Genomic DNA, 22,288 nt, shown 5'->3' with positions numbered 1-22,288 from the left:
CTTTTGACAAAAACCAACTGTACCACAATCGTGCAATCGCCATGCGGTGCCGTTGATATCTGCCGCGGCCTCACCATTTTCCACCCTGTCCTTATCCGCCGCCCTCGAGCACCTGGTCCCTTGTCGATGAAACTACATGCCGTTTTCAACCGCGATGGCGGGACTTTCCGAACCACGGATATGGACGCTTACTGCGACCACGCCCTGAAGACCTTCCGGGCTGCCGGCCACGAGATCGAGTGCGAGGTTGTTGCCGGCGACAAGGTCGTCGAGACGATGGAAAAGGCAGCCTCGATGCCCGGCGTCGAAGGACTGATCGCCGGCGGTGGCGACGGCACGATTTCCGCGGCGGCGGGCATTGCCTGGAAAAGCGGTATCGTTCTCGGCGTGGTGCCGGCCGGCACGATGAACCTGTTTGCCCGTTCGCTGAAACTGCCGCTCGACATCTGGGAAGTCCTCGACACGTTGGCAGAGGGCACGCCCGAAGCGATCGATATCGCCAGCGCCAACGGAAAAAGCTTCGTGCACCAGTTTTCCGCAGGCCTGCATGCCCGGATGGTGCGCTACCGCAACTCGATGAATTTTGCCTCGAGGCTCGGCAAGATGCGGGCAAGCGCAAGGGCTGCAATCGGCGTCATGTTCAACCCGCCGGAATTCGAGATGGAATATGTCGTCGATGGCAAGCGCACTTCGCGCAAGGTGTCGGCCATCTCGGTCTCAAACAACGAGTTTGGCACCGATCCTCTGATGTTTGCCGATGACCTGACCAGCGGCCATCTTGGGTTCTACCTCGCCGAACCGATGAAGCCGTCCGGGGTCGCAAAACTCACCTTCGACATCCTGCGCGGCAAGCTCAAGGAAAACGCCGCGGTCACGGCGATGACGGCAACAGAACTCGAACTGCACTTTCCTCGCCACCGCCGCGACGTCAGCTGTGTCATCGATGGCGAACTCCTGCCGATGAAGCGGGACGTGACGCTGAAGATCCATGCCGGCGAGCTGAAGGTTCTGGTTCCCGGACAGAATACGGCCGCAGGACGCGAAAATGCCGCTGCGAATATGTCGCCGGAACCGTCTACGGTCTGATCGGCGCTGAACGCGGCAATGTCGAACGCTCAGACAGCGATCGACGTCAGCGGTGGCGGCGTGCCGGCGGCGGCGGCTTCGATATCGACGGAATTGGCTCCGTTCGAGCGCACCGTCACCGCATTGGATGCGAGCTGCACGCCGGCGGCCTTGCAGGCGGCCAGCAGCCGCGTCATCGCTTCGCGCTTCAGGATGCCCGGATTGCCGGGCAGGCAGGTAAACTTGAAGCGCACGATCATCGCCGTTTCGGTGATGTCCTGGATACCCTGCATCTTCAGCGGAATGAGGAACTGCGGCCCAAATTCCGGATCCTCCAGCATGCCCAGCCCCACCTTCTTGGCGGCACGGCGGATGGTCTCGGCATCGCTGTCGCGCTCGAAGCGGAGCTGGAACTTGATCGTTCCCCAGTCGCGGCTGAAATTGGTGACGGAGCTGATCTGCCCGAAGGGAATGGTGTGGATGGGTCCGTTGTGATGGCGCAGCCGCACGGAGCGCACGGTGATCTGCTCCACGGTCCCCTGCAGCTTGCCCGTATCGATGTACTCGCCAATCCGGAAGGCATCGTCGACAATAAAGAAGATGCCGGAAACGACGTCCTTCACCAACGCCTGAGACCCGAACGAAAGCGCAAGCCCGAGCACTCCGAACCCGGCCAGCAGCGGCGCCACGTTGATGCCAAGCGAACTGAGGACGATCAGCGAGCCGACCGCGAGAACCGCACCGAGAACCAGGTTGCGGATCACCGGCAGCGCCGTCGTCAGACGGCTTGTCTGCTTCTTGTCCGCTTGCTCGTCTTCCTGGCCGGGCAGCATCACGGTCTGCGGTGGGGCGATCGTCTCGGCGTATTTCCACACCAGCGTGTAGACGGCCCAGCTTGCGACCACGGCAAAGCTCAGCCGCTCCAGCCAGAGGATCCAGCCGGTCGCAATGTCGCCGCCGCTGGTCATCAGCGGCCACCAGAGCGCGGTGATCAGGTGGAGGCCGCCGATCCACACAGCGCCCGAGCACACCACGCGAAGGCTGGCGAGCACGGATGACCAAAGGCCCGCCCCATGGGTGGTTTCCCAGTGCCGCGCGAACTCGTCCACCACGTGGTGGGCACCGAGTGCGAACACCGGCAGGAGCAGCAGGATGACCTGAGTCGAGCCGGCCGCGAAACTCCAGCGGGCACTGTCCGGCGAGCCGATGATGACCGACCCGAAGAACCAGATGAAGATGGCCGAAACGACATAGAAATCCGGAAGCAAGTTGCCGATGACGCGCCGGACGGGGCCCGGGCTTGAGCCCTTGAACGCAGCGCGGATGCCGGCGCGGCCGCCCCAGAACCAGGTTAGCTTGAGCAGCGTCAGCAGGGTGCCGCCGATCAGGAACCACCCGTCGAGCGAGGCCCGGTCCAGGCCCAGCCAGTTCCACAGCCGCATGGTCTCACCAAACAGGGCGGTGATCACGCCATAGGCGGTGAGCATATGGAAATGCCATTGCGGATTGCTGATCGCGAACAGTGTTTCGCCGCTCTCATCGGGCCGAAACAGAAACCGTCCCACCGCCATGTAGACAAGCAGGATCAGGGCGAAGGCAATGGCGGCCTGGCAGACCTGGAAGGCAGCCGTGGTATCCGCGAGCATCGTCAGCAGGACCCACCGGGCGACACCGAGAAAAATCGCGATCGACAGCAGATCGCCGACCAGGCGCTTGAAGAAGCGGCGGAACTTGCCGGCGATGTGACGGGCCCGCAAATGGCTGTGTCGCAGCAACTGCGCAAACAGGAGCCGAACGCTAAGCGCCGCGGCGCCGCCCGCCAAAAGCGAAAGCAGCGCCACCATCGCGATCCGGCCGTTCGCAATGCCCTCGGCATCCAGATGCGTGGTCGTCATGCCCACCATGGTGGACAGGGCCTGCAGCCCCGCAATCGCCGTCGTGAAACCTTGGGACGAGGCATCCGAAAACCGCTCCCAGCTGGCCATGCCCATGTTGGCCGCTTCCATTTCCGGCGTCATCTGCATCGTATCGGCGCTGGTTGCGGTGGCAGTGCCAGAGGTCGTGTCCGATGCGGAGGTCGCGGGGTATGCAGCGGCGCCGGTGGTTGTGGTCGCGGTCTCCACCTGAACCGTCAGCGGTCGGCCCGTGCGGGCCGCAAGATCCAGCACCTGCTGCACGTCGGCAGCGGTCTGACCGGGCTTCAGGACGACGGTCAGCGGCGCGTCTTGCGACCACATCGGAGATGCGGTCAGGAGAAGGCCGAGAAAGGCTGCTGCGGCAGCTCGGCAGAACGGCATCAGCGTCTCCATCGGCCAAGCGGCCCTTGCCCGTCCGCGCCGCGCGTGGCGCCTGACGTCCTTTTGCAACCCCTGCAGGCTCGCAGGCAGGTTCCCATCATATGGCGAAGATCGTCGTTCCGCCAGCCGCCCGCCGATGGATGCTGGATCCTAGATTCGAGGCAGATAGGTCTGGTAGTCGAAGTCGCTGACGGTCCGCAGGAAGGTGATCGCCTCCTTGCGCTTCGTGTCGCCGAAGAGCGTCTGGTATCGCTTTCCGAACACGTCCTGGATGAAAGGCGAGGCAGCAAAATCCTCGACCGCGGTCAGGAAATCATGGGTGAGGCGTTTGGCGTCAGCTGGGGGTTTCTGGCCGGGCTCCGTTGCCGGACCGGGATCGAGATCCGCTTCGAGCCCTAGGAGCATGCCGCCGAGAATGGCGGTCAGCAGCAGGTATGGATTGGCATCGGCACCGGCAACGCGGTGCTCGATGCGCGCGGCGGGACCGTTCGCGTCCGGAATGCGGACTGCCGTTCCGCGATGGCCGAAGCCCCAGTCGATATCGACGGGCGCAAACGAATCGGGCTGAAAACGCCTGTAGGAGTTCGCAAAGGGCGCAAACACGAGCTGCGCATCACGCATTGTGTTGAGCAGGCCGGCGGTGACGGATCGCAGTTTCGCAGGGTCGCCGCCCTTGGCGTCGAGAATGTTATCGCCGTCGGCATCGATGATGCTGGCATGCACATGCAGGCCGGACCCGGCATGATCCGAATAGGGTTTCGCCATGCAGGTGGATTTCAATCCGTGCTTTCTGGCCGCCTGTTCGACAATGCGTTTGAGGCAGATGCAGTCGTCGGCCGCCGCCAGCGCATCCCCGCGGTGCAGAAGGTTGATCTCGAACTGGCCGGGCCCGAATTCGGCCGTCGTCGCATCCGCCGGCAGGTCCTGGGCATGCGCCCATGTCCGCACTGTCTGCAGGAAACCGTCGAGCGCATCGACTGCGCCCATGTCGTAGAGCTGGAAACCGTTCGGCTCGCCGCGATAGGCAAGTTTTGCCGGCGCCCGCGGACGTCCGGTTTCGCGCCAGTCATCCTCTAGCACGTAGAATTCGAGCTCGGTCGCCACGACCGGCGTAAGCCCAAGCTTCGAAAAACGCTCAAGCACACCGGCCAGAATCGCACGCGGATCCATGAAACTCGGCTGCCCGTCCATCTCGTGCATGGTCGCAAGCACTTGCTTCGAGCCCGGCGGCCCCCAGGGCATCGGCGCAAGGGTGCGGCGGTCGGGAATGCAGAGCCCATCGGGATCGCCGATCGAGATCGAAAGCCCGGTCAGCTCGTCATTGTCGCAGCCCCAGATATCGAGCGACTGGGTGGAGGAGGGCAGCCGCACCGTCCCGTCCCAGATCTTCTTTTCGGCCGTCATCGGAATGCGTTTGCCGCGCAGGTCGCCGTTCATGCCGACCAGCATGATTTCGATATGGGGCTCGGCTGCGGTCTCGGTCATGAAGCATCATCTCGATGGTTGCGCTGCCTCGTTGGTAGCCGATAAGAATTGGTCGCACAATCTGAGCCGCGTCTAAGCCCTGAGGGAAACCGCATGAACGAGAAGCCGACGATCTCCAATCTCGCCGCGATCGATGCCGCCCACCACATTCATCCGTTTTCGGACATGAAAGAGCTGAACGCCAAGGGCACGCGAATCATCGAACGGGCCGAGGGGCGCCATATCTGCGATTCGACGGGCAAGAAATATCTCGACGGTTTTGCGGGCCTCTGGTGCGTCAACGTCGGCTATGGCCGAAAGTCCATCGCGGACGCTGCCTACCGTCAGATGCAGGAATTGCCCTATTACAACAGCTTCTTCGGCACCACGACGCCGCCCGCCATTCTGCTTGCCCAGAAGATCGCGTCGCATGCGGGGCCGCACATGAACCGCGTGTTCTTCACCAATTCCGGATCAGAGGCCACCGACACCTGGTTCCGCATGGCTCGCGTCTACTGGAAAGCGCTCGGCATGCCGGAAAAGACGCTCGTGATCGCGCGGCGAAACGGCTACCACGGCTCGACGGTCGCCGGCGCCTCGCTGGGTGGCATGAAGCTGATGCATGAACAGGGCAACCTGCCGATCGACGGCATCCACCATATCGGCCAGCCCTACTGGTATGCCGAGGGTGGCGATCTTTCGCCGGAGGAATTCGGCCTGCAAGCAGCGCGCGAGCTTGAAGCCAAGATTGATGAACTGGGCGAAGACAAGGTTGCCGCCTTCGTCGCTGAGCCGATCCAGGGCGCCGGCGGCGTGATCATTCCGCCGGATACCTACTGGCCGGAGATCTCGCGCATCTGCAAGGCGCGCAACATTCTGCTCGTGTCCGATGAAGTCATCTGCGGCTTCGGCCGGCTCGGCTCCTGGTTCGGCTACCAGCATTACGGCTTTGAGCCCGATCTCGCGCCGATCGCGAAAGGCCTGTCCTCCGGCTATCTGCCGATCGGCGGCGTGCTGGTCTCCGACCGGGTCGCGGATGTGATGGTCAACGAGGTCGGCGACTTCTTCCACGGCTACACCTATTCGGGCCACCCGGTGGCCGCAGCAGCCGCGCTCGAAAACCTGCGGATCATCGAAGACGAAGGTCTGGTCGAACGGATCCGCGACGATATCGGACCCTATTTTGCGAAAGGCTGGAAAAGCCTTGAGGCGCATCCGGTCGTCGGACAGGCCGATAGCGTCGGGTTGATCGGCGGCCTTCAGCTTGCAGCCGACAAGGCGACCCGGCGGCGCTATGCCAAACCCGACGATATCGGGTCGCTTGTGCGCAACCACTGCCTCGAAAACGGGCTGATCATGCGCGCTACGGCAGACCGCATGCTGGCATCGCCGGCCTTCACCATCACCCGCGGGGAAGTCGACGAAATGGTCGGAACGCTGTCAAAGGCTCTGGATCACCTCGCAGAAACCGTGACGGAATAGGGTCAGTCCGGCAGATCGACAACTGCCATGGCGAATGGGTACTGGTCGCCTTCGTGTCCCCAGGAGTAGGGAAAGCGCAGGATGACCGGGTTAGCCGAAAGCCCTTCGAGCCCCTGCGTCTTCAAATAGCGGCTAAAGACGGCCTGAAACCCGTCCGGCACTGTGCCATCCGAGCGGCGCCAGACAAAGACTGCCTTGCGGTAGGCGGAGACTGCCGTGGTCACCATGCCGGCCGGCTGGTGCGAGACGACAACGGTCGTATCGGGCAGGTTGAAACGCATATTTCCGGCCAGATGCCCATCGGCGGCAATGATCAGCACCGAGCGTGGGTCGGAACCATCGGTTGCGAGTTCCGGCTTTATCTGCTTCGCCAACTTGTCGAAAGGAATATTGACGTAACCGTAGTTGCGCGTGAAAGGGTCGATCGCCACTCTCCCAAACAGGATCAGGGGAACAATCACCATGATCGCCGCAGCAGTGACCCAGAGGCGCTTGAGCGGCATCGATATGTCGATCCCGGCTGCGTCGATCTTCAGCGTCAGGTAAAGCGGCAGAATCAGCAGCAGCGGCGTGAGCCAGCGGTCGCGCACGTCATCCACGCCGCCGAACAGGACCATGCCCAAAAGGACGGCCATCACGAATGCCAGGATGCGACCGGCAAGCCGGCTCCAGTCGTCGTCGGCCCTCATGACCGTCGAAAGCATTTCACGCAGCGAGATGGCGAACACCGCTGCGGTGAGGGCCATGAACCCGGTCGATGACAGGAGCAGAGATCGCAGTCCGCGGGAGATCGCTGCGAGCGTACCGGCGTCAGCGCTGATGAGTTTGTCCACCGACCGGCTGCTGGCCGCCTCGAAATTGTCGAGCAGCCAGACGGCATGCGGGGCAACGACAAGCAGCGCCACCAGACCGCTCAAAAGGATGCGCCAGTCCAGGACCCGGTCTCGAAACCGGCTTTCCATCAGCACTGCAAGCATCGCGCACAGCGGAAGAAGGACAAAGTTGTACTTGGTCATTCCGCCGATTCCCGTGGCGAGCCCGAACAGAAGGAACGAGGCAAGCGTCGGAACGGATAAAAGCCTGAACAGCGCAAACAGGAAGAGCGAACTGCCGAAGATCGCCGCCACGGTGTGGCTGAGGTCCCGTTGCGCCTCGAACGAGACCTGCGGGATGGTCAAAAGACCGAGCACCGCCGCCACTGCGAGGCGCTTGTCCTTCAAGACCTGTCGGGCAGCGAGGAAATAGAAGCCGTAAGCGCCGAACAGAAGCAGGTTCTTCAGTCCCGACAAGGTCGGCATCGACATGCCAAAGAGATGAACCGCGAGGTATTGCAGCCAGTTGTAGATCGGCGGCTGGGTGCCGTATCCGGCCAGCAGCCATTGCGACAGATAGGCCTGTTCGCCTTCGTCTAGTTCCAGCGCATGCGGCAGAATTAGACGGACCCCAATATTCACCAGAAAATAGAGCGCCAGGACCGTGAAAAACGTGCGGCCGCGGGAAAGCCGGTCCGCGGAGACCCTGACAGTGGAGAAATGTGAACCCTCAAGGCTATGCAAAAGGTTTTCTCCAGGTCCGCCGGTGACGAAGACTGAATAATTCAGGCGCGATTGTCTGTCTGGCGTATCATGCCGTGCCCGCAGATCAAGCGGCAAGCCAGCGTGCTGGCGGCCCTTTCGACTTGTTTTTTCAGAATATCGCTGAGTGTGTCACGGCTGCGGCGTAGCGTCACTCGAGGCGACACCCTCGTGGACTGCCCTGACGATATAGGAGAGCGACGCGCCGTCACGGTAATAGATGCGGGCGATCATTTCGGCGAGGATGCCGGTGGTGATCATCTGCACCGAGGACAGGAACAGCATCACCCCGATCATGAAGAGCGGACGTGTCCCGATATCGTTGCCCAGAATGAACTTGTCGATGAACAGGTAAAACAGGATCAGAGCCGAAAGCGCACCGAGGCCAAGGCCGAGCGATCCAAAGAAATGCCCCGGCCGCGCCTTGAAGCGCATGAAGAACATCACCGACAGAAGATCGAGAATGACGCGGAAGGTGCGCGAGATCCCGTATTTCGAAACGCCGTGCTGGCGGGCGTGATGGGTGACAGGCATTTCGCCGATCCGCGAGCTCGGCACGACGCCCGCAACCCAGGCCGGGATAAAGCGGTGCATCTCGCCCATCAACTGGACCTGCTTGATGACCGCCGAGCGATAGATCTTCAGCGAGCAGCCGTAGTCATGCAGGCGGACGCCGGTGATGCGCCCGATCAGCCGGTTGGCGATAAAGGAAGGCACCTTGCGCAGGAACAGCCCGTCCTGGCGGTTCTTGCGCCAGCCGACCAGCAGGTCGAGTTCGCGTCGCTCGAGTTCGGCGACCATCGAAGGAATGTCTTTGGGGTCGTTCTGCAGGTCGCCGTCGAGCGTCGCGATCAGCCGGCCGCGCGCCTCGGTAATACCGGCCTGCATCGCTGCCGTCTGTCCAAAATTGCGCTGCAGCTCGATGATCCGCAGGATGAGACCCGAACGCGACAGCGAAAGCTTCGCATTGGCGATCGTCGCGTCGGTGCTTCCGTCGTCGACCAGGATCAGTTCCCATGCCGAGGGATAGGTGGCCATGGCGGCGCAGATCCGCTCGATCAGCGGACCGACGCTTTCCTCTTCGTTGAAGAGCGGCACGACGAGGGAGAGTTCGACCGGTGAAACGGTGCCGATCGTACCATCAAGCGTGCCATCGATCGTGCCGGCCGCCGAACTTGCTGTTGTACGCACCTTGTGTTTCTCCTAGAAACTCGGGAAACCTCGGGCGTGACGATCCGCCGTCATGGCGGCCGCAGTCTCTGCGCCTTGGTCTTAATGCTTGACCCGAAACCTCGTATTGGGCCCCCTGATATATGAAGAATTCTCCGGTTTCCAGCCGCAGACCGTGGATAATTCGCCACGCCATGACGCTTGGCACAGTTGCGATCGTGGCCCTCTACGCCGCCTTCATCCACTATGTCTGGGGCTGGGGCAGGGTCGTTTCATTATGGAGCGCCGCCGGGTGGGGAACGGCTGCTTTAGCGCTCGCGTTATTGCTTGCGACCTATGTGCTGCGCACCTGGCGGATCTACGATTATTTCCCGCACGAAACCGGCGGCCGCTTCGGCACGTTGCTGCGGCTCGTGCAGGTCCACAACCTTCTCAACATCATGCTGCCCTTCCGCTCGGGCGAAGCAAGCTTCCCGCTTCTGATGCGGCGCGAGTTCGGCGTTTCTCTCACCCGCGCAACGGCAGCACTTCTCGTCATGCGGCTGTTCGATCTGCACGCCCTGCTGGCCGCCGCCGGCATCGGGCTCGTGCTGCAGACAGGTGGCGCGACGGGTGCACTCTGGGGCTGGGCGCTGTGGGCATCGTTTCTCATCCTGCCGGCACTCGCCTTCGCCTTGCGCGGACATGCCTTCAAGCTCGCGGAAAAGCTGCTGCCGGCGAAGGGGAAGACGCTGCTTGACGAGATCAAGGCCGGACTGCCGCTTGATGCAAACGCCTTTGCTCGGGCCTGGGGCGCAACACTGGTCAACTGGTTCACCAAGATCGCGGTTCTTGCCTGGGTCCTCGGCCTGCTCGGCGGGCTCTCGGTCGGTCCGGGATTCGGCGGCGCGCTCGGTGGTGAATTGTCATCGGTACTGCCCGTCCACGCACCCGCCGGCGTCGGCACCTATCCCGCCGGCATTACCGCCGGCGCGCTAGCCTTCGGAGCGGATGCGGGTGGGATGGCATTGGAGGAACTCGGCAAGGCTGCGGTCAACACCCATATCCTCGTCATCGTCTCGTCACTGGTCGGCACCGCATTGTCGCTTTTGGCGGCACGGCCGAAGAGGGGGGATTGATCAGGCGAAAGACGAAAGAGGAACAGCCAGCTTCCTTACCGCCCGATCGGTACTCTGACCCAGCTTGCGCACAAGGCTTTCATCGGCCGTCACGAATTGCAGCCCTTCACGTTGGGCAAGGGCCAGATACAGGCAATCGTAGGCGGGATGGTCTATCTGCGCGGCAAGCTCGATCGCCGACAGCCAGATCGGCAGCATTTCCCGAAGTTGCAGATCCGATCCCTCGATCATCAGAGCGGCAAACCGTGCCTCCGGCAGTGACAACTCCCGGCGCCAGACCTTTTTCCAGAATATGTTGGCGCACTCCGCGAGAATGAGATCAGGCGCCGCCAACTCGTGTCGGTTCAAAAGGGCCATAGCCTGCTGGGTGCCGGGTTCTTCGACGACCCATTTGACGGCGACGCTCGCATCGACCACGTAAAGGGTCATCGCTCGTTGCGTCCCTCGCGCTGCAGCATTTCCGATGGCGTGTGGTCACGGTCTGCCGTCAGCCTGCGGAATTCTTCCGCCAGCGTCTCAAATGTTGGACGGCTGTGGCGGGGACCGTCCCATCCCGTGCCCTCCAGAGGGTTCAGGGCACGCTGCCTCCGCTCACCTTCCACGAAGTGGCGAAGCACGTCCTCGACGGTTGCCGTTTCGGGCAGGCCGATGATTTCCTTCGCCTCAATCAGTAGGTCGTCATTGACTGTCGATGTCGCGCGCATTGCAGCCTCCATGCACGCAGGAGTGTATACGCGATTTAACCCGCTGTCACTGGAAAGCCGTCTCGTAAAAGCTTCGAAGCTTGCGCGAATGCAGCGTCTCAGTGGGCATGGCGGCCAGTTTCTGCACGGCACGGATGCCGATCTGCAGATGCTGGCTGACCTGGGTCCGGTAGAACGCCGTCGCCATGCCGGGCAGCTTCAGTTCGCCATGCAGCGGCCGGTCGGACACGCAGAGCAGCGTTCCATAGGGCACACGGAACCGGAAGCCGTTTGCGGCAATCGTTGCCGATTCCATGTCGAGCGCGATCGCTCTCGACTGCGAAAGCCGCTTTACCGGCCCGCGCTGGTCGCGCAGTTCCCAGTTGCGGTTGTCGATCGTCGCCACTGTGCCGGTGCGCATGATCCGCTTCAGCTCGAAACCCTCGTAACCGGTCACTTCCTCGACGGCGCTTTCCAGCGCCTGCTGCACTTCGGCAAGCGCCGGGATCGGGATCCACACGGGCAGGTCGTCATCGAGCACGTGGTCTTCGCGGACATAGGCGTGGGCCAGCACGTAATCACCCAGCCGCTGGCTGTTGCGAAGGCCGGCGCAGTGTCCCACCATCAGCCACGCATGCGGACGCAGCACGGCGACATGGTCGGTGATCGTCTTGGCGTTGGAAGGCCCGACGCCGATATTCACGAGAGTAATGCCGGAATGATCGCCCTTCTTGAGGTGATAGGCCGGCATCTGCGGCATCCGGATCGTGCCCGGGTTCTCCGGCCGGTCGTTGCCGGCGGTGGTGAGGATGTTGCCCGGCTCCACGAACTCCGTATACCCGTCGCCACCTTCCGCCATCAGCTTGCGCGCCCAGGCGGCGAATTCGTCGATGTAGAACTGGTAGTTCGTGAACAGCACGTAATTCTGGAAATGCTCTGCCCCGGTCGCGGTATAATGGCTGAGCCTTGCCAGCGAATAATCGATGCGCTGCGCGGTGAACGGCGCAAGCGGCGCAGGCTCGCCGAACGGGGCCTCGTATTCGCCATTGGCGATAAGATCGTCCGTATTGTTGAGATCCGGCGTGTCGAACAGGTCGCGCATCGGGATGTCGGCCATCGCGTTGCTGACGGAAGACTCGATATGCGCGCCTTCGCCGAATGCGAAATGCAGCGGGATCGGTGTCGTCGATTCCGACACGATCACGGGAACGCCGTGGTTGCGAATGAGCAGATCGAGCTGCTCGATCAGGTAATGGCGAAACAGTTTCGGCCGGGTCACCGTTGTCGTGTAGACGCCGGGGGACGTCACGTGGCCATAGGAGAGACGCGAATCCGCATGGCCGAACGACGTGGTCTCGATCATCACCTGCGGATAGCAGGCGCGGTATCGACCGGTCACGGCCGCACCCTTCGCAAGTGCGCCGAAGGCATCGATCAGGAAGGACGTGTTGCGCTCGTAAAGCGCTGTCAGCGCATCGACGGCTGCTTCCGCATTGTCGAAAGCCTGCGCCGCGACAGGGCTCGGGCTGATGAAAGCAAGGGCGGGGAGTGAAGAGATTCGTGTGTTCATGCGCTATTATAATGGGAAGTTTTCGACAATCAAACGACACCTGCCGAGGATAACAGCCTGAAACGCGCCGGCGCGATGCGACTGCGAAGTTAAGACTGCGATCCCGGCCCACCGATATCGAGGTGAATGACGGGATCGCCGGGGCAGACGCTGCTGCGGCTTTCGCGACGATAGCGTCAGAGACGCGTCCAGGTCTGCGACTTGCAGAGGATCTTCATCACGCAGCCCTTCATCTTGAGCGAATTGCCGCTGACCGAGCCGGAGCCGCTATAGGTCTTGTCCGCCTCGGGATCGGTGATCTCACCGGTATAGTCGCCGCCCTTGGGCGAAAGCTTGCCGATCTGCCGTCCCGCATGCTTGCCGGTTTTCAGCGTCACGCAGAAGGCGCCGCCGCATTTGCCGATCTCTGCCGTCTCGCCGCTCGCGGTCTTCCAGTTGCCCTCGATCGCTTCTGCCGCATGGCCGGTGCCGGCTATGCCGAAGGCGAAGAATGAGAAAGCAGCTGCGAGTATCGAAATGCGCTTCATGATGGTTTTCCCTCCCGGAGCCGGCGCTTCCGCACCGGTCATATGTCTGAGCGTTCGCACCTCCTCGCGCGAACAGCGGAAAATCTAGCTTACGCACACGTAAAGGTAAATATCCTGAGCCTGCGCATGGGGCGGAATATCAGCCGAATCTCCCGCCGTTTTCGACGAGCGACGCGCGTTTATTTCGACGCGATGAAAACGCGACCCGAATTCGTGGTGAAGAAAGGGTTGAAATCCAGATCTGAATTTTTCGTAAAAATGTCCGCAAAACCCTTAATAGCCAGGGGCCGCGATGTTTAACAAGAAACCAAGTTTACCAAGCGTTTGCACTTTGTTTTCAGCAAATTAATCATGCTTTTTAGGCGCTTTTTGCAAGCTTTGGCGGATACTCAAATCATCAAAGAGCGGCACAAACCGCCACCCGGAAGGGCCGACAACAAGCTGCACAAGACAGCGACGGTCCCGACGGAAAACAGGGCAGACGACAAGAACAACGTTCTCGAAACAGGGATACGAACCGATGGCACGCTTTGAAATGAATGCTTCCGAAATGGCCACCATGGGTGGCGAGGCTCGCGCAGACGTTCTCTGCGACATGGGTCTGATGTATGCGACCGGACGGGGTTGCCCGGTCGATCTGGTCTCTGCCCACAAGTGGTTGAACATCGCCGCGATCAAGGGCTGCGACCGCGCCGCCGAATTGCGCGCCGATCTCGCCGCGACGATGACCAAGATGCAGCTTGCAGAAGCGCTGCGCGCAGCCCGCGAATGGATGACCATCCACTAACGCGCAAGCGCATATTCAGTCATGCGACCGGCCCAGAAGAAGGCCGGCGATCAAGAACACGGTCCTACCAGAGAGAAAACGGGATGGAGACGCGGCGCGAACCGGAGCTGTTCCCGGCAACAAACCGCAGCCGCTGAAGATCAAAAGACCGCGACCGGCAGAAACAAGGCCGGCGCGGTCTTTTTCTGATCTAGAGACCCTTCAGAACTTTCGGCAGCACCTCTTCCAGCAATGCCATATCCTGCTCCGGTCCTGCGCTGATGCGGATGCAGCGGTTGAGAGGTGCCACGCCCGGCATACGAATGAAGACGCCGTGCTCCATCAGACCGTCGACGATCGCCCGCGCACGGGTACCATCGCGGCCGCAGTCGATCGCCACGAAATTGGTTGCCGATGGCAGCGGCTCGAGCCCGTTGGCCCGGGCGATCGCCGAGATCCGGTCGCGAGAGGCTTTGATCTTGTCGATCACCTCAGCCAGATAATCCTGGTCTTTCAGTGCCGCCAGTGCTGCTGCCACGCCGACTCGGTTCATGCCGAAATGGTTGCGGATCTTGTCGAACGCGGTGGCGTTGTCGGGCGTCGAGATGGTGTAGCCAACGCGAGCACCCGCCAGACCATATGCCTTGGAGAAGGTCCGGGTGCGGATGATGTTCGGCAGGTCGATCATCGCTGCGAGTTCCGGTGTCGCTCCATCGGGCGCCGTTTCGCAATAGGCCTCGTCCAGCACCATCAGGCAGCTTTCCGGCAGGCCCCGCGCGAAGGACACGATCTTTTCCGCGTCATTCCAGCTGCCCATCGGATTGTCGGGATTGGCGAAATAGACGAGCGGCGCGTTTTCGCGGATGACGGCGTCCATCAGGGCGTCGAGATCTTCACGATCGTCGCGGTAGGGCACTGTTACCAGCTTACCGCCATGGCCGGCCACATGAAAGTTGAAGGTCGGGTAGGCGCCGTAGGAGGAGACGACAGGCATTCCGGGCTCGATCACCATCCGCACGATCTGGCCGAGCAGACCGTCCACGCCTTCGCCGATCGCAATGTTTTCGGCGCTGCAGCCAAGATGCGCGGCAAGCGCCTGCTTCAGCTGGTAATTCTCCGGGTCCGAATATTTCCAGCTGTCTGCGGCGGCGGACTTCATGGCTTCGATGACTGACGGGGCAGGGCCGAACCCGTTCTCGTTGGCGCCAATTCGGGCTTGCACGGCACGCCCTCTGGCGCGCTCAATGGCCTCGGGGCCGACAAAGGGAACGGTCGCGGGAAGAGCGCCGACGAGAGGCGTGAAGCGCGAGAATGAAGACATGATATCAGGATCCGGTTCAAAAAGTCCGCACACAATAGGGGGCTTTGAACGGCGTGCAAGGGCGGACAAGGCCGCTGATGGTGCACATGGAGCAAAACTATGCCCCTGACGACGACCCGGCTTAGTGGCTCGTTTCGAACGAAAGCCGGATGACGTGATGCAGGAATTCCGCATCGATCAGCATGTTGAAGGCGACCGTGACCTTCTCCTCTTCGCGGCGCATCACGGTGCAGCCGATTTCGTCGTGAATGCCGAGGATTTCCAGGAAGAAGTTGGCCGGTACCGGCAGGCTGGGACTGACGTCCAGTTCGGCGCCATAAAGAGAGATGGTCCGGATCAGGCAGCGGAAGGCGGTATTGGTCGAGAGATGGTGTCCGACAAAGATGATCCGGCCGGGCCGGTCTATCGTAAACTTTTCAAATGCCCGATCGCCCGTATGAGCATGGTCGTGTGCGGTATCCTTCATCATCGTACCCGGCAGATCGCCTCCCTCGTTCTCGTCCTCGACTATGACTTTATTCCTCTTTTTATGAATCATTCTGAAACAGATGGGTAAAATGCCGCTGATCTGCGCGTTTTCGTCGCGTCATGATCACGCGTTGCGCAAGTTGCACCGTTAGTGTGCCGAAATCGGGCTGTTGACGGGTCGCCGGGGCGGCGCTACCCCTTCAGCCGCGAGTTTTTCGCGATGGGAGCAGGGCGTGGCAGCAGGTAGATTGGTGATCGTCGGGGCAGGGCAGGCCGGGTTCGCGCTCGCCGCCAAGCTGAGAGCGCTGAAGGATGAGCGGCCGATCACGATGATTGGCTCCGAAGATGTCATTCCCTATCAGCGGCCGCCACTGTCCAAGAAGTACCTGATGGGCGAGATGAGTTTCGACCGCCTGACGTTTCGCCCGGAAACCTGGTTTGCGGAACACGATGTCGAGCTCCGGCTCTCGACCTTTGTCGAAGAAATCGACCGGGATGCAAAGACGATCCGAATGCAGGACGGGTCTGTCCTCGAATATGAACATCTGGCGCTGACTACCGGCTCGACGCCGCGCACCCTTCCAGCCAGCATCGGCGGTGATCTCACGGGTGTCTTTACCGTCCGTGACAAGCGCAACGCCGATCTCCTCGCCGACGAGATGAAGGCAGGTCGCCGGCTTCTGATCATCGGCGGTGGCTATATCGGCCTCGAAGCCGCAGCCGTCGCCCGCCATCTCGGGCTTGAAGTGACGCTCATCGAGATGGCTGACCGCATTCTCCAGCGAGTCGCGTCGAAGGAAACCGCCGACGTGATGCGGGCCATTCACGCCGAGCATGGTGTCGTCATCCGGGAAAAGACAGGCCTTACCCGCCTGATCGGCGAGGACGGCCGGGTTCGCGGGGCCGAGTTGTCCGATGGCACGGTCATCGATATCGATTTCGTCATCGTCGGTATCGGCGTCACGCCGAACGACCGGCTGGCCCAGCAATGCGGCCTCGACGTTGGCAATGGCATCCTCGTCGACGACTATGCTCGCACGTCCGATCCGGCAATCTTTGCCATGGGCGATTGCGCCATGCTGCCCTGGAAGGGCAACAACATCCGTCTCGAGTTGGTGCAGAACGCAGTCGACCAGGCCGAATCGGTTGCCGCGACCCTGACCGGGTCAGCCGAGCCCTACGAGGCAAAGCCGTGGTTCTGGTCCGACCAGTATGACGTGAAGCTGCAGATCGCCGGGTTCAACCTCGGCTACGACGAGACAGTGATGCGGCCGGGCAGCCGGGAAGGCAGCGTCTCGATCTGGTATTTCCGCGAGGGCCGCCTGATCGCCGTGGATGCGATCAACGACGCCAAGGCCTATGTGACCGGCAAGAAGCTGCTGGACAACGGCCTGACGGCAGACAAGGCGCTGATCGCCGATCCGGCGACCGACCTCAAGCAGTTGCTCGCGTAACAAAGACAGCATTTTTAGAAGGAGATACCATGCCGGCACCGAAAAACGCCTTCAAGGCTCGTTTGCAAGCCGGCCTGCCGCAGATCGGCCTCTGGCTCAACATGGCCGAGCCGCTGCCGGCGGAAATTGCCGGCCATGCGGGTTTCGACTGGCTGGTCATCGACGGCGAACACGGGCCCAACGATCTTCGCAGCATCATGGCGCAGCTGCAGGCCCTGTCTTCCTCCTCATCGGAAGCCGTCGTTCGCCCGCCGATGGGCGAGACCTGGATGATCAAGCAACTGCTCGACATCGGCGCCCGCACGCTTCTGGTGCCGATGGTCGATTCGGCCGAACAGGCGAAAGCACTGGTTGATGCCGTCCGCTATCCGCCGGAGGGGAAGCGCGGCGTGGGTGCAGCCGTTGCCCGCGCGTCCGCCTTCAACGCGATCGCGGACTATACAGACACGGCTGCAGACGAGATCTGCCTTCTGGTGCAGGTCGAAACCATGGCGGCGATCGATGATATCGAGCGAATCGCGGAGGTCGAAGGCGTCGACGGAATCTTCATCGGCCCGGCCGATCTCTCCGCCGACATGGGTTTTCGCGGCCAGATCGGTGCACAGCAAGTGCAGGACGTGATCGAGAACGCGATTCGCCGAATCGTCGCCGCCGGCAAACCGGCCGGCATCTTGACCTTCGACGAAGAACTCAACCGCCGCTATCTCGATCTCGGCGCTACGTTCGTGGCCGTCGGTGCCGATGTCGCTCTCTATTCCAATGCGCTGAAGACGCTCGCCGGTCGCTATGGACGCGGTTCGGGCGGAGCAGGGCCTGCCAGCTACTGATTCCACGCCTATTCCGGTCTCGAATCGGGATCGGCCTGCGAAAGACCTTGCAATCGGCAACGTTCCGAAATAATCAGGCCGGACCGGAGAGGTGGCCGAGTGGTCGAAGGCGCTCCCCTGCTAAGGGAGTATACGGCAAAACCGTATCGTGGGTTCGAATCCCATCCTCTCCGCCATTCCCAAACTTCAAAATCCCAATCGATTTGCGATCCTAGAATTGCTGTTGCGCGCGTAGTTCGCTGAACCTTGCGCGAAGCCTAAGTGGCTGCTTTCCAATGTGTTTCTTAACGATGCGTAAACTTTTAACGGTCGCCCGAGGTGCTTTTGTGCTCTTTCGGCAACACGGGTTTGTGAAGCAGGTGGGTAGAAGGTGCGGATGGCCAGTTCGCGATTGCATGCGCGGCCTGCATTTGTAATTTGAACCACGGAAGCGCGGCGGTGGTTCGTCCGTTTTCAAAGTCCCGGGGACGGGCAGGGAACGCTGGCCTTTAGCAAAAGACCCATCCCCATATGAAACTTTGACTGGAGGTCAAATATGAACATCAAGAGCCTTCTTCTCGGCTCCGCTGCAGCTCTCGCAGCAGTTTCCGGCGCCCAGGCTGCTGACGCGATCGTCGCTGCTGAGCCGGAGCCAATGGAATACGTTCGCGTTTGCGACGCTTTCGGCACAGGTTACTTCTACATCCCGGGCACGGAAACCTGCCTCAAGGTTGGTGGTTACGTTCGTTTCGACGCTAAGTACAACGACGCATACCGCCTCGACCGCGAAGGTTCGTACACCAACACTCGCGCTCACATCTCGCTCGACACCGCTTCGGACACCGAATGGGGCGCTCTGAAGACCAAGATCGTAGCTCGTTTCGACTACAACCCGCATCATCCGCAGTTCGGCTACGAAGAAAACACTCGTACACGTCTGAACCAGGCTTACATCACCTGGGGCGGCTTCCTGGTCGGTCTCGCTGACTCGCAGTACTCGCAGTTCTCGGGTTACGCTGGCGACGTCATCAACGATGACGTGATCTCCTACGGTCCTTTCGAACTCAACCAGGTTTCCTACACCTTCGACGCTGGCAACGGCTTCAAGGTTGTTGCTTCGCTTGAAGACGACGGCACCAACGACAACGACATCCCAGGCGGCGCAAGCGACTGGCCGGATGCAGTTCTCGGCGCTAAGTACGACAACGGCACGTTCGCTGCTTCGCTCGTCGGCGGTTACGACGAATCGCAGGAAGAAGGCGCTGTAAAGGGCCGTATCTCCGGCAAGTTCGGCGCATTCTCGGCCTTCCTCATGGGCGGCTGGAACTCGGACGGCGACGGCACCAACAAGTACGCACCAGGCACGAACTACGGCGACGCAGTCGTTGGTTGGGGTGACTGGGCTGTTTGGGGTGGCGCTGGCTACAAGTTCACCGACAAGGTTGCTGCTAACGTACAGGTTGGCTACACCGACTCCGAAGTTCTTGCTGCTACGGCAAACGTCAAGTGGACCCCAGTTTCGGGCCTCCTGATCCAGCCAGAAGTTTCGTACACGAGCGTCGACAACGCGCAGATGGACGACGATCAGTGGACCGGTATGGTTCGCCTTCAGCGCACGTTCTAATCCTTACCCAAGGATTGTTTCACGGAAGGCCCGGCTCACGCCGGGCCTTTTGTCGTTTGGGCAATGAAACAGCCAGCTGTTTCTGTCGTGATCGGTCGCGGCCATCTGGTGATTCTCTGCCGCGATTGAGGTGGTCAGCAGTTCCTCAACGCGTCGCGGACGGCCGATTCCCGGCCCGTTTATTAAGTGTTGGTTAACGCTCGAAACCAATGCGATGAAACGTTGCAACACTTTTGCAAATAAACACCAAAAACGCGCATCGAAGCTTGTGATTTACTTGTCACAATTGGGAAGGTCTCGTAGCTTCGGGACATGAAGCGCGTCGGTTCGTCGCCGTTTCTTGAGTCGCGGGGAGGGGCAGATGTGCTGGCTCCAGCAAGCTACTCACCCCTTTTGAAACTTTGACTGGAGGTCAAATATGAACATCAAGAGCCTTCTTCTCGGCTCCGCTGCAGCTCTCGCAGCAGTTTCCGGTGCCCAGGCCGCTGACGCTATCGTCGCTGCTGAGCCGGAGCCAATGGAATACGTTCGCGTTTGCGACGCTTTCGGCACGGGTTACTTCTACATCCCAGGCACGGAAACCTGCCTCAAGATCGGTGGTTACGTTCGTTTCGACGCAGGCTATGCTGATGCCTACACGCCAAACAGCGATGGCCTGTACACCAACAGCCGCGCGCACATCTCGCTCGACACAGCTTCCGACACCGAATGGGGTGCACTGAAGACCCGTATCGTAGCTCGTTTCGACTACAACCCGCACAACTCGGCCGCTGGTTTCGAAGAAAACACGCGCACGCGTCTGATCGAAGCCAACATCACCTGGGGTGGCTTCCTGGTTGGTCTTGCTGACTCGCAGTATTCGTCGTTCTCCGGCTACGCTGGCGACGTCATCAACGATGACGTGATCTCCTACGGCCCGTTCGAACTGAACCAGGTTACCTACACCTTTGACGGTGGCAACGGCTTCAAGGCTGTAGTCTCGCTCGAAGACGACGGCACCAACGACAACGACATCCCAGGCGGCGCAAGCGATTGGCCGGATGCTGTTGCCGGTATCAAGTACGACAGCGGCACGTTCGCTGCTTCGCTCGTCGGTGGTTACGACGAGTCGCAGGAAGAAGGCGCAATCAAGGCGCGCATCTCCGGCACCTTCGGTGCATTCTCGGCCTTCCTTCTCGGTGGCTGGAACACAGACGGCGACACCACCAACAAGTACGCGCCTGGCGACAGCGTCGGCACGAGCTGGGGTGACTGGGCTGTTTGGGGTGGCGCAGGCTACAAGTTCACCGACAAGGTTGCTGCAAACGTACAGCTTTCCTACACGGACAACGAAACCTTCGCAGCAACTGGTAACGTTCAGTGGACCCCGGTTTCCGGCCTCCTGATCCAGCCAGAAATCTCCTACACCAGCTGGGATGCAATCGACGAAGACCAGTTCGCTGGTATGGTTCGCCTTCAGCGCACGTTCTGATCCTTTAAAAGGATTTGGTTTTACGAAAGGCCCGGCTTCTGCCGGGCCTTTTGCGTTTCGGCGTTTGATTCGGGCGGTCGCTTGATGATTCGCTGCAACGCAGCATCGTCCGCTCTCCAGCGATTTAGAACACACGAACAAACTGATGAATGCTTGCAACACCGACCGGTTCGATTGAGGCGCTAATGGACACAACAGTGCCGATTTCGTTGCCGCAAAGTTGATCGACGACTAGCGTCTCGGCAGCCGACCACGCGACTCGGGGTGATTCCTGCTTCCATGGACGACCTTGTTTTACGACATGCATTGTTTCATCTGCGTTTGTTTGGAGATTACAAAATGAACATTAAGAGCCTTCTTCTTGGCTCCGCTGCTGCCCTCGCAGCAGTCTCCGGCGCTCAGGCCGCCGACGCCATCGTCGCCGCCGAACCGGAACCCATGGAATACGTCCGCGTCTGCGACGCGTTCGGCACCGGCTACTTCTACATTCCAGGCACCGAAACCTGCCTCAAGGTCGGCGGTCGCGTCCGTTTTGATGCCGCTTATGGCAGCGCTTACAGCCCGGATGCCGATGGTCTCTACACCAACAGCCGCGCAGAGCTCTATCTCAGCACCGCTTCGGACACCGAAATGGGCACGCTAAAGACCAACCTCACGGCGCGCTTCGACTACGATCCGCATAACCCGTCTTACGGCTACGAAGAAAATACCCGTACGCGCCTGATGGTTGCGACGATCGAACTCGGCGGCTTTGCGGTCGGCCTGCAGGATTCGCTCTATGAATCCTTCATCGATTACGCCGGTAACGTCGACAGCGACGACGTCATCAATTACGGCCCGAGCGAAGTCAACATGGTTGCCTACACCTACAAGGGTGGCAACGGCTTCTCGGCATTCGCCGCTCTCGAAGACGACGGCCAGAACGACAACGACACCGCCGGTGGCGCTAGCGACTGGCCGAATGTTGCCGCTGGTCTGAAATACGACACAGGCAATTTCATGGTTGGCGTAACCGGTGGTTACGACGAATCGGTTGAAGAAGGTGCCGTCAAGGCACGTGTCGGCGGCAAGTTCGGCGCGTTCACCGCCTTCCTCATGGGTGGCTGGAACAGCGACGGCGACAGCTTCAACTCCTATGCACCTGAAATCATTGATGGCTTCGGCTGGGGTGATTGGGCCGTCTGGGGTGGTGCCGGTTACGAGTTCAACGAAGACCTTGCTGCCAACATGCAGGTTTCCTACTCTGATAGCGACGTCCTTTCGGCTGTCGCCAACCTGCAGTGGACGCCGATCCAGGGCTTCCTGATCCAGCCGGAAATTGCCTACACCAAGTGGAACAACGCCACGCTCGACGACGAAGCATGGTCGGGTCTCTTGCGCTTCCAGCGCACATTCTAATTCCTGCGATCAAACCCGAAAGGCCCGGCA

General features: G+C 60.8%; 19 protein-coding genes and 1 tRNA gene. 10 read left to right on the top strand and 10 right to left on the bottom strand.

The features are described from left to right. The first annotated feature begins 126 nt into the window (after positions 1-126). Positions 127-1,086, top strand: a complete 960-nt coding sequence (locus ACQY1L_RS09940) for a diacylglycerol/lipid kinase family protein (RefSeq protein ID WP_092661778.1) — start codon at positions 127-129, stop codon at positions 1,084-1,086. A 29-nt stretch (positions 1,087-1,115) separates the two neighbouring features. Here the strand turns inward: ACQY1L_RS09940 and ACQY1L_RS09935 are convergent, their stop codons facing one another. Both ACQY1L_RS09935 and ACQY1L_RS09930 read right to left on the bottom strand, forming a co-directional pair. Continuing rightward, positions 1,116-3,362: a mechanosensitive ion channel family protein gene (locus ACQY1L_RS09935; protein WP_430240784.1), complete on the bottom strand. Its 2,247-nt coding sequence runs from the start codon at positions 3,360-3,362 to the stop codon at positions 1,116-1,118. A gap of 150 nt (positions 3,363-3,512) precedes the next feature. Next, positions 3,513-4,847 carry a glutamine synthetase family protein gene (locus ACQY1L_RS09930; protein WP_430240783.1) on the bottom strand — a complete coding sequence of 445 codons (1,335 nt, stop codon included), beginning with the start codon at positions 4,845-4,847 and terminating at the stop codon, positions 3,513-3,515. A 93-nt stretch (positions 4,848-4,940) separates the two neighbouring features. Here ACQY1L_RS09930 and ACQY1L_RS09925 point away from each other — a divergent pair, with 93 nt between their 5' ends. After that, a complete protein-coding gene (locus ACQY1L_RS09925; protein ID WP_430240782.1) occupies positions 4,941-6,308 on the top strand; it encodes an aspartate aminotransferase family protein in 1,368 nt (455 codons plus the stop codon). A 2-nt stretch (positions 6,309-6,310) separates the two neighbouring features. Here the strand turns inward: ACQY1L_RS09925 and ACQY1L_RS09920 are convergent, their stop codons facing one another. Both ACQY1L_RS09920 and ACQY1L_RS09915 read right to left on the bottom strand, forming a co-directional pair. After that, positions 6,311-7,864: an ArnT family glycosyltransferase gene (locus ACQY1L_RS09920; protein WP_430240781.1), complete on the bottom strand. Its 1,554-nt coding sequence runs from the start codon at positions 7,862-7,864 to the stop codon at positions 6,311-6,313. Between the two features lie 150 nt (positions 7,865-8,014). After that, on the bottom strand, positions 8,015-9,040 hold the full coding sequence (locus ACQY1L_RS09915; RefSeq protein ID WP_062580229.1) for a glycosyltransferase family 2 protein: 1,026 nt from the start codon (positions 9,038-9,040) through the stop codon (positions 8,015-8,017). 155 nt (positions 9,041-9,195) lie between these two features. Between ACQY1L_RS09915 and ACQY1L_RS09910 the strand changes: the two genes are divergently transcribed. Next, on the top strand, positions 9,196-10,170 hold the full coding sequence (locus ACQY1L_RS09910) for a lysylphosphatidylglycerol synthase transmembrane domain-containing protein (RefSeq protein ID WP_430240780.1): 975 nt from the start codon (positions 9,196-9,198) through the stop codon (positions 10,168-10,170). On the opposite strand, the gene ACQY1L_RS09905 is transcribed toward ACQY1L_RS09910, so the two are convergent. The 4 genes from ACQY1L_RS09905 to ACQY1L_RS09890 all read right to left on the bottom strand — a co-directional run bounded on the left by ACQY1L_RS09905 (position 10,171) and on the right by ACQY1L_RS09890 (position 12,950). Further along, positions 10,171-10,599 carry a type II toxin-antitoxin system VapC family toxin gene (locus ACQY1L_RS09905; RefSeq protein WP_430240779.1) on the bottom strand — a complete coding sequence of 143 codons (429 nt, stop codon included), beginning with the start codon at positions 10,597-10,599 and terminating at the stop codon, positions 10,171-10,173. It lies immediately after the preceding gene. Further along, positions 10,596-10,874: a hypothetical protein gene (locus tag ACQY1L_RS09900; RefSeq protein WP_430240778.1), complete on the bottom strand. Its 279-nt coding sequence runs from the start codon at positions 10,872-10,874 to the stop codon at positions 10,596-10,598. Before ACQY1L_RS09900 ends, ACQY1L_RS09905 begins: the two co-directional genes overlap by 4 nt. Before the next feature lie 46 nt (positions 10,875-10,920). Next, the gene (amn, locus tag ACQY1L_RS09895) at positions 10,921-12,423 is read right to left on the bottom strand and encodes an AMP nucleosidase (RefSeq protein WP_062453407.1); all 1,503 of its coding nucleotides are present in this window, start codon (positions 12,421-12,423) and stop codon (positions 10,921-10,923) included. 176 nt (positions 12,424-12,599) lie between these two features. After that, positions 12,600-12,950 carry a DUF2147 domain-containing protein gene (locus ACQY1L_RS09890; protein ID WP_062579766.1) on the bottom strand — a complete coding sequence of 117 codons (351 nt, stop codon included), beginning with the start codon at positions 12,948-12,950 and terminating at the stop codon, positions 12,600-12,602. 520 nt (positions 12,951-13,470) lie between these two features. Here ACQY1L_RS09890 and ACQY1L_RS09885 point away from each other — a divergent pair. Next, positions 13,471-13,737, top strand: coding sequence for an SEL1-like repeat protein (locus tag ACQY1L_RS09885; RefSeq protein WP_062579770.1), 267 nt, complete (start codon positions 13,471-13,473; stop codon positions 13,735-13,737). A 190-nt stretch (positions 13,738-13,927) separates the two neighbouring features. On the opposite strand, the gene ACQY1L_RS09880 is transcribed toward ACQY1L_RS09885, so the two are convergent. Further along, entirely contained in the window at positions 13,928-15,037 is a 1,110-nt protein-coding gene (locus tag ACQY1L_RS09880) for a pyridoxal phosphate-dependent aminotransferase (RefSeq protein ID WP_430240776.1), read from the bottom strand. Between the two features lie 121 nt (positions 15,038-15,158). Beyond that, positions 15,159-15,506: a hypothetical protein gene (locus ACQY1L_RS09875; protein ID WP_062453402.1), complete on the bottom strand. Its 348-nt coding sequence runs from the start codon at positions 15,504-15,506 to the stop codon at positions 15,159-15,161. Positions 15,507-15,738: 232 nt separating this feature from the next. On the opposite strand from ACQY1L_RS09875, the gene ACQY1L_RS09870 reads away from it, so the two are divergent. The 6 genes from ACQY1L_RS09870 (at position 15,739) to ACQY1L_RS09845 (ending at position 22,258) form a co-directional block, all read left to right on the top strand. Continuing rightward, positions 15,739-16,959: an NAD(P)/FAD-dependent oxidoreductase gene (locus ACQY1L_RS09870; protein WP_430261846.1), complete on the top strand. Its 1,221-nt coding sequence runs from the start codon at positions 15,739-15,741 to the stop codon at positions 16,957-16,959. Between the two features lie 29 nt (positions 16,960-16,988). After that, positions 16,989-17,786, top strand: coding sequence for an aldolase/citrate lyase family protein (locus ACQY1L_RS09865; RefSeq protein ID WP_062453400.1), 798 nt, complete (start codon positions 16,989-16,991; stop codon positions 17,784-17,786). 85 nt (positions 17,787-17,871) lie between these two features. Next, positions 17,872-17,962, top strand: a tRNA-Ser gene (locus ACQY1L_RS09860). Positions 17,963-18,321: 359 nt separating this feature from the next. Further along, on the top strand, positions 18,322-19,389 hold the full coding sequence (locus ACQY1L_RS09855; RefSeq protein WP_062453399.1) for a porin: 1,068 nt from the start codon (positions 18,322-18,324) through the stop codon (positions 19,387-19,389). Positions 19,390-19,807: 418 nt separating this feature from the next. Beyond that, positions 19,808-20,860, top strand: a complete 1,053-nt coding sequence (locus ACQY1L_RS09850) for a porin (protein ID WP_092661800.1) — start codon at positions 19,808-19,810, stop codon at positions 20,858-20,860. 339 nt (positions 20,861-21,199) lie between these two features. After that, the gene (locus ACQY1L_RS09845) at positions 21,200-22,258 is read left to right on the top strand and encodes a porin (RefSeq protein WP_184654826.1); all 1,059 of its coding nucleotides are present in this window, start codon (positions 21,200-21,202) and stop codon (positions 22,256-22,258) included. Positions 22,259-22,288: the final 30 nt, after the last annotated feature.

It is taken from the genome of Neorhizobium sp. DAR64862/K0K3, from assembly GCF_050500185.1.
GTDB lineage: Bacteria > Pseudomonadota > Alphaproteobacteria > Rhizobiales > Rhizobiaceae > Neorhizobium > Neorhizobium soli.
The sequence above is the reverse complement of the archived record's forward strand: the minus strand, read 5'-3'. Positions and strand labels throughout refer to the sequence as shown.